Annotated in this window: 13 protein-coding genes; 4 read left to right on the top strand and 9 right to left on the bottom strand. The window is 60.9% G+C overall.

All coding sequences use genetic code 11. The features are described from left to right. Positions 1 to 45: 45 nt before the first annotated feature. Positions 46 to 777 (bottom strand): LytR/AlgR family response regulator transcription factor, encoded by a 732-nt coding sequence (locus EI293_RS04775; RefSeq protein ID WP_125435984.1) that lies wholly within the window; start codon positions 775 to 777, stop codon positions 46 to 48. Positions 778 to 889: 112 nt separating this feature from the next. Further along, positions 890 to 1,906: a sensor histidine kinase gene (locus EI293_RS04770; RefSeq protein WP_125435983.1), complete on the bottom strand. Its 1,017-nt coding sequence runs from the start codon at positions 1,904 to 1,906 to the stop codon at positions 890 to 892. A 208-nt stretch (positions 1,907 to 2,114) separates the two neighbouring features. On the opposite strand from EI293_RS04770, the gene EI293_RS04765 reads away from it, so the two are divergent. Next, complete coding sequence (locus tag EI293_RS04765) at positions 2,115 to 3,203, top strand: DUF5694 domain-containing protein (protein WP_125435982.1); 1,089 nt, start codon at positions 2,115 to 2,117, stop codon at positions 3,201 to 3,203. A 119-nt stretch (positions 3,204 to 3,322) separates the two neighbouring features. Here EI293_RS04765 and def read toward each other — a convergent pair whose 3' ends face one another. Further along, complete coding sequence (gene def, locus EI293_RS04760) at positions 3,323 to 3,922, bottom strand: peptide deformylase (RefSeq protein WP_125435981.1); 600 nt, start codon at positions 3,920 to 3,922, stop codon at positions 3,323 to 3,325. Continuing rightward, a complete protein-coding gene (gene ruvX, locus EI293_RS04755; RefSeq protein ID WP_125435980.1) occupies positions 3,919 to 4,329 on the bottom strand; it encodes a Holliday junction resolvase RuvX in 411 nt (136 codons plus the stop codon). The genes def and ruvX overlap by 4 nt, the downstream gene beginning before the upstream one ends. 424 nt (positions 4,330 to 4,753) lie before the next feature. On the opposite strand from ruvX, the gene EI293_RS04750 reads away from it, so the two are divergent. After that, complete coding sequence (locus tag EI293_RS04750; protein ID WP_125435979.1) at positions 4,754 to 6,436, top strand: S41 family peptidase; 1,683 nt, start codon at positions 4,754 to 4,756, stop codon at positions 6,434 to 6,436. Positions 6,437 to 6,647: 211 nt separating this feature from the next. Here EI293_RS04750 and EI293_RS04745 read toward each other — a convergent pair whose 3' ends face one another. Continuing rightward, entirely contained in the window at positions 6,648 to 7,613 is a 966-nt protein-coding gene (locus EI293_RS04745) for a transglutaminase-like domain-containing protein (protein ID WP_246010527.1), read from the bottom strand. 217 nt (positions 7,614 to 7,830) lie between these two features. Here EI293_RS04745 and EI293_RS04740 point away from each other — a divergent pair, with 217 nt between their 5' ends. After that, complete coding sequence (locus tag EI293_RS04740; RefSeq protein ID WP_125435977.1) at positions 7,831 to 9,039, top strand: homogentisate 1,2-dioxygenase; 1,209 nt, start codon at positions 7,831 to 7,833, stop codon at positions 9,037 to 9,039. 164 nt (positions 9,040 to 9,203) lie between these two features. Further along, positions 9,204 to 9,734 (top strand): hypothetical protein, encoded by a 531-nt coding sequence (locus EI293_RS04735; RefSeq protein WP_125435976.1) that lies wholly within the window; start codon positions 9,204 to 9,206, stop codon positions 9,732 to 9,734. Positions 9,735 to 9,823: 89 nt separating this feature from the next. Here EI293_RS04735 and EI293_RS04730 read toward each other — a convergent pair whose 3' ends face one another. From EI293_RS04730 to EI293_RS04715, 4 genes are all read right to left on the bottom strand, one after another. Then, complete coding sequence (locus EI293_RS04730; protein ID WP_125435975.1) at positions 9,824 to 11,380, bottom strand: hydroxymethylglutaryl-CoA reductase; 1,557 nt, start codon at positions 11,378 to 11,380, stop codon at positions 9,824 to 9,826. Positions 11,381 to 11,441: 61 nt separating this feature from the next. Then, the gene (locus EI293_RS04725) at positions 11,442 to 11,951 is read right to left on the bottom strand and encodes an energy transducer TonB (RefSeq protein WP_170170243.1); all 510 of its coding nucleotides are present in this window, start codon (positions 11,949 to 11,951) and stop codon (positions 11,442 to 11,444) included. Between the two features lie 31 nt (positions 11,952 to 11,982). After that, entirely contained in the window at positions 11,983 to 12,420 is a 438-nt protein-coding gene (locus tag EI293_RS04720; RefSeq protein ID WP_125435973.1) for an energy transducer TonB, read from the bottom strand. After that, positions 12,413 to 13,174 carry an energy transducer TonB gene (locus EI293_RS04715; protein WP_125435972.1) on the bottom strand — a complete coding sequence of 254 codons (762 nt, stop codon included), beginning with the start codon at positions 13,172 to 13,174 and terminating at the stop codon, positions 12,413 to 12,415. Before EI293_RS04715 ends, EI293_RS04720 begins: the two co-directional genes overlap by 8 nt. Between the last annotated feature and the right edge of the window lie 151 nt (positions 13,175 to 13,325).

Genomic DNA, 13,325 nt, shown 5'->3' with positions numbered 1-13,325 from the left:
CATGGAGTTCCTGAGCCCGACAACTGCTGGCTGGGGCAGCTGGCCTCAGTCCCGCTCCCGCACCAGCCGGTACAGACTGTCGCGGTAGGTTTCGCCCACCGGAATGGCCTGCTCACCGATGTAAACCGTGTTGCCGTCCACCATGCTGATCTTGTCCACGGACACCAGAAACGACTTATGCACCCGCAGAAACGGGGGCTGCGGCAGCTGGGCGGCCAGCTCCTTCAGCGTCTGATAGGTGATGAGGCGCTGGCCCGCCACGAAGAGCGTCACGTAGTTGCCCAGCGCTTCAGCGTAGAGAATATCGGCATGGCTGACGCGCACAAACTTGTTTTTGCTTTCGCCCTTCACGAACAGGTAGCCGTTGGCCGTCGGCGCCGTAGCCGCTGGTGTTGCAGCTACGGGTAGGGGCGGGGCCGCAGGTGCCAGCAGAGCCTGGGCTTTCTGCACGGCCCGCAGAAACCGGTCGAAGGCAATGGGCTTGAGCAGGTAGTCCACCACGTCGTGCTCGTATCCCTCCAGGGCGTACTCGGGGTAAGCGGTGGTGAGGATGACTTTGCACTTGTTGCCGCAGAGCTTCAGAAACTGCAGCCCCGTCAGTTCGGGCATCTGAATATCCAGGAACACGAGGTCGGCGCGGCCTTCCTGCACCCACTGTAGCGCCTCAATGGGGTTGGTGGTGGTGCCGGCCAGCTCCAGCCCCGGAATTTTCTGAATGTAGGCGGCCAGCAACCGGCTGGCGTAGGCTTCATCATCAACGGCAATACAGCGGAGCATAGCAGGCGGGCAGCAGGTAGAGGCCGCAATATAGCCGCCAGAACAGCGCTGCGTCCTCCGCGTTTTCCTCCGCGCCTTCTGCGGGTACCGTCGTCAGGAAATAGCAAGGACTTCACCCCAACTCCAGCTCCAGCAGCGTGTGGTGCATGGTGCCGTCGTTGCGGATTTCCAGGCGATGGCGGCCGGGGTAGAGCAGCGCCAGCCGCCGCCGGATATTGCCCAGCCCGATGCCGGTGGTAGGATCTTTCTGGTGCTGGCTGATGTGGTTGTGGACCTCAAACTGCAGCTTCCGGGGCGTGGGCAGGCGCAGACTGATGCGCACCGGGCACTCGGGCCGGCTTGTGACGCCGTGCTTGAGGGCGTTTTCCACGAACGGAATCAGCAGCAACGCCGCAATGCGCTGCCCATCGACGGCACCCTGTACGTCCATTTCCACAAAAAACCGGTCCTCGAACCGCAGCCGGTGCAGGGCCAGGTAGTTGTGCAGGTAGTCTACTTCGTGCTGCAGGCTGGCTGTGCCGTCGGGGCTTTCCGTGAGCATGTAGCGCATCAGGTCGGAGAGGCGCAGTACCGCGTCGGCCAGCGGCTCCGACACCAGATAGGCTTCGGCGTAGAGGTAGTTGAGCGTGTTGTAGAGGAAGTGCGGGTTGATCTGGGTTTTGAGGAAGGCCAGTTCGGCCTGGGTTTTCTCGCGCTGCAGCTGCTGGTGCTCCCGCTCCCGCCGAAACGCATTTTCCAGTCCCCATACAGCCGCGCTCAGCACCATGTAGGAGGTACCCCAGTACAGATTGTCGAGGGCGTAGTGGCTGAAGGTGGTATCGGGCGAGTAGTTGCTGATGCCTATGGTGGCGGGCAGCAGCACTTCTTCCAGCAGGTAGCGCAGCGTAATGAACGCGCCCATCATACCGGCTACGCCCAGCAGCAGCTGCGGCAGCCGGCCGCGCCGCAGGTAGCGCGGAAACACCCATAGGTAGCCCAGGTAAAACTCCGCGCACTCCACCAGCAGCAGGGTGTAGGTCAGGATGGCAAACGAGCGTTTCGCGTGGTCGAGGTAGAAGCCCAGGCCGATGTAGCTGGCCCACAGCCCCCAGCCCAGTACATGCAGCCCGATGAGTTGGCGTTTCGTCATGCCCTAAAAGTAGCAGGAGCCGTCCGGCGGGCGCGGTTTATTATGTGAATCCGCTGGTTTGGCTTGTGAACCGGGCGGCCGGGTTCCGGGCGGGCAGATGGGGAGTTGGCAGTTGGTTTTGGGTAGTTGAAATAATAAAGTTTCGTCCGGCGGGCGGGGGCTGCACCTTTGAATCAGTTCTGCCACCTCACCTACTTTCTCCTGCGTTATGCTGCTTTCCCCGCTCCGCCACCTGCTGTTCTGCCTGCTGCTGGCACTTCCCCTGGCCGCCCGTTCCCAGTCTGCCGCGCCGCTTGAGGTGGTGGTGGTGGCTTCCTCGCACGGCAACCCCAACCCCGCGGCCAGCTACCGGCCCATCATCGAGAAGCTGAAAGCCTATAAGCCCGATATGATTTTCGGCGAGTATATCTCGGCCGCGGAAATGCAGCAGCTGCCCGCCGACAGCTACGCGCCCCGGATGTTCCGGACCCGCCGCCAGTTTGTGCAGCAGCGCAGCCCCAAAGCCCGGCCTCTTACGGCGCGCCAGATGGAGAAGGCCCGGCAGGCGCTGGCTGGCTTCCCTTACTACCACAAAACCCGCATGGACCTGGCCCGCAGCTATGTGCTCGGCTTCGACCGGGCCAATGCTGAGTATCAGCTCTACCTGCTCAACCAGGAAATGAAGCCCCGCTTCGGTGGGCAGGAGCTGGCCTACTTCAACACCGTATTCGGCGGCTCCGACTCCTTGCAGCGGCAGCGCCTCGTGCGGCCCAACAGCGAGTACCACAAGATTTTTTTTCCGCTGGCCTACGAGCTGCAGCACCCCCAGATATACCCCATGGATTGCCAGCTCTACGATGCCGCCTGGAGCGCCGCCTGGGAGCAGACCGACAAGCAGGTAACTGCCCTGGGTGCCCGCTTCAAGCTTGATTCCACCTCGGCCGAAGCCACCACCTGGCGCCGCATGAACGCCGCTGGCACCGCTTACGCCAACTACGGCCCCGCCACCAACACCCCGCTGGCCGTCTACCAGGCCCTGAATGCCCCTGCTTATGCCGAGGTAGATGAGCCCGCCAACTTCTACGGCGGCGTGGCCCTGTACGGCGCGCCCGGCTTCCCCACCGAAGAAGTGAAGGCCATGAAAGCACAATGGCTGCTGCGCAACCAGGGCATGTGCGCCAACGTGGTGCGCCTGGCCCGCCAGCAGGGTGCCCGCCGGGTGGTGGTAGCCGTCGGGGCCTCCCACGGGCAGCTGATGACCGAGCTGCTTAATGCAACTCCCGGTGTGAAGGTGGTTAGCTTCAACGTGCTGCCGTAGCGCGCAGCGCAAAGCCGTTGCTTCGTGCCGCCGGTGCCCGAAATACACGGGCCATCAGCATACGCAAAAGGCCCGCGGCGCAATACCGTGGGCCTTTTCTGCAGTTAAATAATTGCCGCCTACCGCCGGCCCTGGCCCGCGAAGCGCATGCGGTAGTCGGCATTCACGTCGCCCTTGCTGATGCGGGCCAGCTTGCCCTTCAGCAGCTGCTTCTTCAGCCCCGACACGTAGTCAGTGAACAGTACGCCCTCCAGGTGGTCGTACTCGTGCTGGATTACGCGGGCGGTCATGCCGGTAAAGGTTTCCTCTTGTTGCTGGCGGTTTTCATCCTCGTAGCGTAGCACGATGGTGGCATGGCGCACCACTTTCTCGCGCACGCCGGGAATGCTCAGGCAGCCTTCCTCAAAGGCCCATTCCTCCCCGGTTTCGCTTACCATCACGGGGTTGATGAAGGCGCGCTTTACCGGGCCGGCCGTGGGCTCCTCAATAATGGGGTTGCCATCTTCATCCTCATCCATCATCGGGGTGGAGTCGATAACGAACAGGCGGATGCTTTTGCCTACCTGCGGCGCGGCCAGGCCCACACCACTGGCGTGGTACATGGTGGCGTACATGTCGGCAATAATCTGCTTCAGCTCCGTGGCGGAGTAATCGGCCGCCAGGGGTTTGGCGGGCGTTTTGAGAACCGGGTCGCCGAAGGCAACAATGGGGTAAATCATCGGGATTCGAGGTAGGATTGCAGAATGATGGTGGCGGCCACCTTGTCTACGGTTGCTTTGTCGCGGCGGTCTTTTTTGCCCAGGCCCCCGGCCAGCATGGCGGCGTGGGCCATCCGGGAGGTAAACCGCTCGTCAATCTCATGCACGGGCACGCCCGGAAACTCCTTGCGCAGCCGCCGCACCACGCCTACTACGGCGCTGGTCGAGTCGGTGGCTTCATTCTGGAGGTTTTTCGGCATGCCAATCACCAGGGCATCCAGCGGGTCGCGCTGGTGGTAGGCCTTGAGGTAGGCCAGCAGGTCCTGGCTGTGAATGGTTTCGAGCGGGGTGGCGATGAGCTGGAGCGGGTCCGTCACGGCCAGCCCCACGCGCTTATGGCCGTAATCGATGGCAAGAATTCGGCCCATCGCAAAAAGAACTAAGTAGAAAGCCAAGCGGCGGCCAATCAGCCGGTTAGCCGGAGCCGCGCCCCAAAGATACGACACCCACCCCGAAAGGTGCTACCCACTTGCCAACCACCGCAATCTGACAGCGGGGTGGTTCCCGTAGTTTACCGGCAAAACCGGCCTGTTGAACGAGATACCCGCGCCTTTCTAAAATGATAAAATAATATTTGCAGCACGCTCAGTATCAAGCCCTTTTATTGCCGGATAAAACCGTCACTAATGAATGGTAATTGACTTGGGGGAATATTAAATTGTACTGTTATTGGAAAATGCCTATACCTCTATGCGTAGCGTGGCTTTCTTGGAAAAGTTTCAATAGTTTTGAAGACCTGTCCGTAGTGTGGATTCCTGATTATCGACTGAACAACTACTCTCTCAACGCGTTATGACCACCGAGCCGAACGACTCGCCGCTACCCGCGTCGGAGCCGACCCCGCGTAATTTCCGGTGGCAGGTGCGTCAGCCGTGGCTGTTGGGCCTGATGCTGGCCTGCGGCATTCTGCTGGGGGCAAATCCGTTCCGGCCTTCCGATCAGAACCCCGACCTCACGGCCCGTGGCTACTTAAAGTTCAAAGAAATCCTGAGCTACGTGGACCGCGACTACGTGGACTCGGTAAATGCCGAGGAGCTGTCGGATTACGCTATCAGCCGCATGCTGGAGCGCCTCGATCCGCACTCGGTGTTCATTCCGGCCAAGCAGCAGCAGCAGGCATCTTCCTTTCTGCAAAGCGACTACGACGGCATCGGAGTGGAGTTTAACCTGTTCCGGGACACCGTGACGGTGGTGGCCCCGCTCAGCGAAGGCCCCGCCGAACAGGCCGGCCTGCAGCCCGGCGACCGGATTCTGGCCGTGAACGGGCAGCGGGTATCGGGCGTGCACCTGACCACCGAGCAGATGTTCGGGAAGCTGCGCGGCCCCCGCGGCACCAGCGTCACCCTCCAGATTACCCGCCGCGGCCTGGCCCGCCCTCTGAACGTACAGGTAACGCGCAACCGCATTTCCAACGCCTCCGTGGACGTGGCCTACATGGTGGATAACCAGACCGGCTACATCAAAGTAAGCCGCTTCGCCAGCGGCACTTACGATGAATTTAAATCGGCCCTGGGCGACTTGCGCCGGCAGGGCCTCACGCGCCTCGTGCTGGATTTGCGCGGCAACCCCGGCGGCTACCTCGACCGCGCCACCAAAATGGCCGACGAGTTCATCGGGGGCACCAAGAAGATTGTGTACACCGACGGCAAGGGCGACCAGTACGACACCCAGACGTTTTCGCGGGTGGCCGGCGAGTTTGAGGAAGGCTCTCTGGTGGTAATGGTGGATGAAGGCAGCGCCTCGGCGGCCGAAGTGCTGGCCGGTGCCCTGCAGGACCACGACCGGGCCGTGCTGGTAGGCCGCCGCACCTTCGGCAAAGGCCTGGTGCAGCAGCCCATTGCCCTCAACGACGGCTCGGAACTGCGCCTGACCATTGCCCGCTACTACACGCCCTCGGGCCGGAGCATCCAGAAGTCCTACCGGGGCGGGCTGGGCGAGTACGAGAAGGACCTGCAGAACCGCCTGCGCCACGGCGAGCTATTCCACGCCGACAGCATCCACTTCGCCGATTCGCTGAAGTTCCGCACCGCCCACGGCCGCACCGTGTACGGCGGCGGCGGCATCATGCCCGACCTGTTCGTGCCCCGCGACACTTCGGCTTACTCGGCGTATTACACCCGCCTGCAGAGCAATAACTTAGTGCGCGAATTCGCCCTCACGTACTACCAGGAGCACAAAGACGAGCTGGAAGCTTTGCGCTTCGAGCAGTTCAGGGAGACGTTCAAAATAGGAGATGCCCAACTGCAGCAGCTGGCCGCCCGCGCCGCCCAGAATGGCGTGCCGGCCGATGCCGCCGGCCTGCGCCGCAGCTCGCCGCTGCTGCGCACCCAGCTCAAAGCCCTCATTGCCCGCAACGCCTACGGCAAACCTGCTTATTTCCAGGTGCTGAACCAAGACGACGCCGAGATGCAGCAGGCCCTGAAAGCCGTGCAGGAACCCAACAACCCCGTGATGCTGGGGCTGTTGGAGAAGTAGCCGGGTGGAGACTCGATTAGAGGCCGTTTCGAAAAAAACAGAACGTCATGCTGAGCTTGCCGAAGCATCTCTACTGCAGTGCTAATCAAAAAAGTTAGCCAGAGGTAGAGATGCTTCGGCAAGCTCAGCATGACGTTCCAGGTTCATAACAAACGCGAAAGGCCCGCTATGCTCAGTACATGGCGGGCCTTTTGCGTCTGGCTGGGCTGCATTACCTCACATCTTGAAACCGGAAGGTCTGCTGAATGCCCGTCAGCGGCTTGCCGTCAGCTTCGGCGTAGGGGTAGATGAAGTAGTTGAGCGGGGCACTTTCCTGACGGGGCGCGAGCACCAAGTCGCGGCCTCGGGTGAACTCCAGGCGGTTTTCGTCGTGGGCGCCGAAGAAGTAGTTGCGGCGGGCGGGGTTTTTGGCGGCTTCGGAGGCATCGACGGGTACCCAGCCGGTGGCCGGTGTGTAGAACTCAGCCCAGCAGTGGTAGCCCTTGATTTCACCCTGACCCCGCTCGGGCGGCAGCGGAAACCCGATGCTGAAGCGCGCCGGAATGCCCACGGCCCGGCAGTAGCCGATGAACACGGCGTGAAAATCGGTGCAGTTGCCGCGGCGGGCGTCGCAGGCGTAGTAGATGTCGCCCCGGCCCCAGCCCTGGCCGGTTTTGTCGTAGGTGACGGTGCTGACCACGTGCTCGTAGATGGCCCGGGCTTTTTCTAGGTCGGTTTTGGCTTGGGCTTTCGTTACTACTTCCTGGGCCCACTGCTTGATCTTATCGTCGAGCGGCACGAGGCGGTCGGGCTGGAGCCAGCGGGCCATGTCGGGGTCGGCGGCTTCGGTGCGGCGCGCTTTTTTGGGCGCGGCGCTGGTCAGATACGGGTTGAGATGCTCCTGGCGGGTGGCTTCCAGCTGCATTTCCACCCGCAGATTGGCTGCTTGGGCGACGGCCACTTTCAGGTGCAGCAGCTGGTTGCCGTACTGGCCGGTGCGCACCGTGTAAGGCACGGTAGTTCTCACCGTCAGACCGCTGACTTGCTGGGAGGCATCGGGGTGGGGCATTGGCAGCCACAGCTCCACCGAGTCGGTGCCGGCGGGCAGGGGCGGCACGGTGGCCGCGTACGTAAAGGTGAACGTACGGCTGCGGGGCGCGGGTGCGGCCGGCGCATCGGGTGCCAGAAATGAGAGCAAAGGGAGCAGAAATGACAGCATAGCAAGGAGGGCACGTGGGCCGGGCAACGGGAAAAGCCGAAACAAGCCGAAAAAGTTGCCGGCGCCACCGTTACGTAAAGGTAAGGTAGCCAGCGTCGGGCGGCCGGTGGTGGTAGGTGCCACCACGTCAGCGGCAAACCTTGTATCTTCCAGCCGGCATCCTCCGCTTGTTTCCCACCCGAACTTTCCCACCCGTATGCCCTTCTATCAACGCTTAGGCCAGATTCCGCGCAAGCGCCATACCCAGTTCCGCCAGCCCGACGGCTCCCTCTACCACGAGCAACTGGTGGGCACCCTGGGCTTCCACGGCGTCTCGTCATTGCTCTACCACCGGCACGCGCCCACCGAAATCAAGCGCGTGGGCACGCCCCAGCCCTACGCGCCCAAGCTGCTGAAAGACCGGCCCCTGGAGCCCGCCCACCTGCGCACCCTGGCCCAGACCAGCACCGGCGGCGACTACCTCCAGGCCCGTCAGACGCTGCTCGGCAATGCCGACGTGACCATGAGCATCTGCAACCCCACGGAGCTGCGCATGGATTACTACTACAAGAACGCGCTGGCCGATGAGGTGATTTTCGTGCATGAGGGCCGGGGGGAATTGTGGAGCCAGCTGGGTAAGCTGGCCTTCGAACCCGGCGACTACGTGGTGATTCCGCGCACCATCATTCACCAGATGCACTTCGAGGAAGGCCCTGTGCGCCTGCTCATTATTGAGTCGTTCAGCCCTATTGAAACCTGCCGCCGCTACCGCAACCACTTCGGGCAGCTGCTGGAGCACGCGCCCTACTGCGAGCGGGACTTTCGGGGACCCTCGGAGCTGGTGGAGAATGACGTGCGCGAGTCGGGCGAGTACGAGGTGCGGGTGAAAAAGGACGGGCTGCTGCACACGCTGGTGTACGGCCACTCGCCCTTTGATGTGGTGGGCTGGGACGGTTACTTCTACCCGTATGCCACCAGCATCCACGATTTCGAGCCCATTACCGGCCGCATTCACCAGCCGCCACCCGTGCATCAGCAGTTCGAGGGCAACAACTTCGTCATCTGCTCCTTCGTGCCGCGTCTGTTCGATTATCATCCGCTGGCTATTCCGGCGCCCTACAACCACTCCAACGTCGATTCCGACGAGGTGCTGTATTACGTGGCGGGCAACTTCATGTCGCGCAAGGGCGTGGATCTGGCCTCGTTTACCTGGCATCCCAGCGGCATTCCGCACGGCCCGCACCCCGGTACCGTGGAGGCCAGTATCGGCAAAAAGGAAACCCACGAGCTGGCTGTGATGCTCGACACGTTCCGGCCGCTCTACCTAACCGAGGCCGCTTTGCCCTACGTGGACCCGCGCTACCCCATGAGCTGGCAGCCTGGCTTCGTGCCCGACCCGCCGCGGGCGGCGGATATGATGGATTAAGCGCGTACCACGCGAAAACCGGAACCGGGACGTTAGGCAACTAGCGTCCCGGTTCCGGTTTTATCGACTAATCGGTTCAGTTTATGCGGTAAATACGAGGCTTCAGGGTGTCGGACAAACCGGGAAAACAGACGCTTCGTACCTTCGGCTAAATTGCAAAACCCATGAAAAAAATCCTGTTTCTGGCCCCAGTGCTTCTGGTACTAGCCTTTCTGAGCAGCTGCGACAAGATTGCCGATCTGCTGACGTTCTACATCGAGGACTCGCAGTCGGTGAAGATTGCCAGCAACTTCCCCATCGGGCAGGTGGTGCCGCTCACGCCCATTGCCGTGCCCACCCGTTCCGATGAGAAGTTCAAAAACGAAAACACCAGCGCCAATCTGGTGAAGGACGTGAAGCTGGACCGCCTCACGCTCACCGTCACCGACCCCACCGCCGAGAATTTCGACTTCCTGCAAAGCATCAACCTGTACATCAGCACCGACAACAGTGACCGGATTCTGCTGGCTTCTCAGGACAACATTCCCACCGGCGTCAACACCATCCAGCTCACGCCCACCAAGGAGAAGCTGGACAAATACATCAAAGCCAGCAGCTACACGCTGTCCACGGAAGCCCGCATCCGCAAGCCCATCAGCCGCGACATTACCATCCGCACGGATTCCCGCTTCAAAGTAACCGCCGACCCGCTGTAACGGTGATTTAGTGAAATGGTGAGTGGCCGTTCTGATAGCGCATTTCGCGCCGACAGAACGGCCACTCACCATTTCACTAAATCACTAAATCACCGATTCCGGCCGTATTGCTCGTGGCTGCTGACCCAGTCGGAGCTGCTGATGGCGGCGCCCAGGCTGAGCTCACCGGCCAGTACTACGCCGGCTACTATTTCGGCGAATTTGTTGACGGTACCCCGGCCTACGCAGCCCAACATCCGCAGGAACTCGTTCTGGGTGGCCAAGCCGGTGCCGCCGCCGTGGGTGGCTACAATCAGCGAGGGAATCGTCATGCTGATGTACAGGTCGCCTTCCGGGGTGATTTCGGAGTAGAGTACCCCAGCCGAGGATTCCGAGACATTGGCCACGTCCTGGCCGGTGGCAATGAACATGGCCGTGATGCCGTTGGCCGAGTGCGCCCCGTTGTTGTTGGCCCCCGAGATGAACGCGCCCACGTTGCTGACCTGCCCGTGGTAGGCCAGCTGCTCGGGCGTTACGCGCATGCGTTGTTGCAAAATGTCGCGCTTGATGACGGCCTCCGCTACCACCCGCTTGCCCCGGGTGCGCATCACGTTGATCTGGGAGGCCTTTTTGTCTGTGGCAAAGTTGCTTTCGAGGTAGAAGTGGCGGATGGGCGCGCCCTTGTAGTGCTCCAGAATCCAGGAGCAGGCCGCGAAGGTGGCGCGGCCCACCATGTTCTGGCCCGCCGCGTCGCCGGTGCTATAATTGAAGCGCAGGTAGGCGAATTTGCCCGCCAGGTAGGTGTCGATGTACTGGAGCTTGGCCACGCGGGAGGTGCTTTCCGCCTCGGGCCGGATCTTCTCGATTTCGTCTTCCACCCACTTGCCAAAATCCCGGGCCCCGCGCGCATCGTCGAACACGAACACCGGGGCGCGTTGCATGGCATCACCGATGACGGTGCATTTCACGCCGCCACAGAGGTTCAGGAGCTGAATGCCGCGGTTGTAGCTGGCTACCAGCGTGCCTTCGGTGGTGGCCAGCGGAATCAGGAAGTCGCCTTGGGCGTGCTCGCCGTTCACGTGCAGCGGCCCGGCCAGGCCCACCGGAATCTGGGCCACGCCGGTGAAATGCTCGCAGTTGCCCTGCAAATCGTGGGCATCGAAGGAGTAGTGCTTGAGGTGCTGAAACTGCTGGCCCGAAAACTCCTCGGCGAACCGCTGCCGGGTCTGGATGGCCTCGTCCGAGTAATCGTCCTCCTCGGAGCGCGGAATCTTGTGGCCCTGGGCTGGCAGATTGGTAATGGAATCTTCCACCTCCACCGTCAACTCTCCGAACGGATCAGCCGAAAACTGCACCTGCACCTTGTGCATGCCTTCCGGCAGCGGCTCGGTATGCAGGTGGAAGGTGGCCGACTGACCCACCGGCAGGGTGAACCCAGTGGCATCGGCATTGAAAGTGGTGGCCGGCCGCACGTCGCCGCCGCCCAGGTCGAGGGCAATTTCTTCCACGCCAATGCGCTTACCATCCAGCACCACGGCCTCCACACGGGTAATGCGCACGGTATCGAGGCGGTTTTTGATGCTGAAGGCCACGCCCTCGGGCGTATTGTGGAGGCTGCCGCGGGTATACAGCAGCTTAAGCAGCATGGGGCTGGGCGTGAAAAGCATAGGGCGGGAGAAGTTGAGTGGGGGGGCTACGGGAGCGGAAAATAGAAAGGTTTTGGATAGCTCAACGGGTATTAGCCGTAAAAGATGAAGCACAGCGTTTAAAACGTTTAAGCTGCTTTCTGCCGGTGGGCATCGTCGCCGGAAATTGAATCGGTAGAGTAAAGGGAACGGCAACCGGCCGTTTGTTTTGGCGGCCTGGCGTAAAGCGTCCGCTCAGTAGGTTTACCAGCCGCAGTGCTTCGGCGTCCAGGGCTGGATGTAGACCTTTTAAAATCTGTGCACCTTGTACATGGCCCGCAGTATCAACGATGAATCCAACAAATACCTTACCGGATGGGTATTCATTTCCTGGTTGGCTTAATTGGTTATTTTGGTGAAGGAAACAGAGCAATCCTTCAATGCCCCCTTCAAATGTGGGCATCTGTTCGATATATATTCCCGTACCCCTGTAGGGTACTTGGTAGTGAGTACGGGTAGCCGTTGTTAGTGGTGCCAGTTGATGAAAGTCAGTGGTGTCAAATGCTGCTGGAGCTACTTGGGCAGTGGCGCCGTGGCCGAGGATAAGCAGCACACGGGCGAAAAGGGCAAACCGGTGCATACCACTATTTGAGTTGAAATGTAACCGGCACTGTTTGCCTTACCGCTATTGGCCGGCCGTGTGTATCCAGCGCCGGGGTAAATTCGCCCAGCAGCCGGACGGCCTGCACGGCAGCTGAATCGGCATCGGGTTGTAGGCGCTGTTTTACCACAGCGTTGCGTACCCGTCCGTGTTCATCAATCGTGAACTGCACAAAGACTCTTTCGTCCCGTTGCAGGTGCTCAGGGAAGCGCACGTTTTTGCTAATGGCGCGAAGCATGCCCTCAACTCCACCATCTTTATAGACCGGATACTTGCAACCGGAGCAGTGAAACAATGCGTCACCCAGGATGAAGCCGAATGGCAAAGGTGAATTAGGCTTTGCTGGAATGGCTTGGGCTATGGTGTGGTAGCTGAGAAGCCACAGAAACACAATCAGTGGAGGTGACAATAGCCTATTCATCGTCCTGAGAGGTAAAGGTTACGGGCACTGTATACCGAATATCAACAGCCTTACCGCGTTGGCTTCCCGGTTGCCAGGCTGGCATCAACTCAATAACTCGCAGTACTTCCTGGTCCAGCAGTGGTTCCAGACCTTTAACAATGCTGGCGTCTTTAACCCGACCATTAGCTGCCACGGTGAAAGTGACCAAAATCCTCCCGGCAGAAGTCGCTCCGTCAGGATAGTGCAGGTTCTGCTGCAAAAAGGACAGCACGCCTTTCTGCCCGCCTTTAAACTCCGGCATTCGCTCCACTACCATTCCTACGAATGGCAATGATGCAGAGTGCTCAACAGTTGATGGTTTTTCTAATCCCATGGCAGCGGCCGTTACGTCAGCAAGCGGCTCAAATAACTCGTTTTGCCCCGGCTTAAAGCAAAGAGCAGCCTGCCCCACCGCCTCCCGCGCCGACAGCCCCAGCCCGCATACCAGCAGCAGCGCCACCAGAAACTTCCGCTGCCGGGGGCGCAGGGCCACGCGGCGCGGTAACGGGGCGGGTTGCTCCAGGGCCAGCTGCTCCGGCCAGAAACGGCCGCACACCCGGCCGTCGGGGGAGTCTCGGAACGCGGCTTCCAGCTCCGGTTGGGTGGCTTCGGTGAAATCGAGGACCGTGCGACGGCACTGGGCGCAGTGGCGGCCCTGGGCGGTGGGCGTCATCTGCTGCCAGTCTTCGGAGCAGGCGCTAAGGCGGACGTTAAGGATGGGGAGCGGTAGCATAATCGGAAGGATAAGATGCGGAATATAAACGGTATAGAAACGGCTATTGATATTTCCGGCTGCTGACCGATTTCAGTTGCTGCGGTATCGGCACAAGTAGTCAACGCCCGAAAAACGGGAGCAGCGTCTTAGCAGCCAAAAGATACACCGG

Origin of the sequence: Hymenobacter perfusus, assembly GCF_003944765.1 — a bacterium.
Lineage (GTDB): Bacteria > Bacteroidota > Bacteroidia > Cytophagales > Hymenobacteraceae > Hymenobacter > Hymenobacter perfusus.
The sequence above is the reverse complement of the archived record's forward strand: the minus strand, read 5'-3'. Positions and strand labels throughout refer to the sequence as shown.

Bases quoted from the DNA above. Each gene is read 5' to 3' on its own strand.
- EI293_RS04720 (WP_125435973.1), bottom strand. From the start codon at position 12,420: ATGAATAGGCTATTGTCACCTCCACTGATTGTGTTTCTGTGGCTTCTC.
- EI293_RS04740 (WP_125435977.1), top strand. From the start codon at position 7,831: ATGCCCTTCTATCAACGCTTAGGCCAGATTCCGCGCAAGCGCCATACC.
- ruvX (WP_125435980.1), bottom strand. From the start codon at position 4,329: ATGGGCCGAATTCTTGCCATCGATTACGGCCATAAGCGCGTGGGGCTG.
- EI293_RS04735 (WP_125435976.1), top strand. From the start codon at position 9,204: ATGAAAAAAATCCTGTTTCTGGCCCCAGTGCTTCTGGTACTAGCCTTT.
- EI293_RS04715 (WP_125435972.1), bottom strand. From the start codon at position 13,174: ATGCTACCGCTCCCCATCCTTAACGTCCGCCTTAGCGCCTGCTCCGAA.
- EI293_RS04775 (WP_125435984.1), bottom strand. From the start codon at position 777: ATGCTCCGCTGTATTGCCGTTGATGATGAAGCCTACGCCAGCCGGTTG.
- EI293_RS04730 (WP_125435975.1), bottom strand. From the start codon at position 11,380: ATGCTTTTCACGCCCAGCCCCATGCTGCTTAAGCTGCTGTATACCCGC.
- EI293_RS04750 (WP_125435979.1), top strand. From the start codon at position 4,754: ATGACCACCGAGCCGAACGACTCGCCGCTACCCGCGTCGGAGCCGACC.
- EI293_RS04765 (WP_125435982.1), top strand. From the start codon at position 2,115: ATGCTGCTTTCCCCGCTCCGCCACCTGCTGTTCTGCCTGCTGCTGGCA.
- def (WP_125435981.1), bottom strand. From the start codon at position 3,922: ATGATTTACCCCATTGTTGCCTTCGGCGACCCGGTTCTCAAAACGCCC.
- EI293_RS04770 (WP_125435983.1), bottom strand. From the start codon at position 1,906: ATGACGAAACGCCAACTCATCGGGCTGCATGTACTGGGCTGGGGGCTG.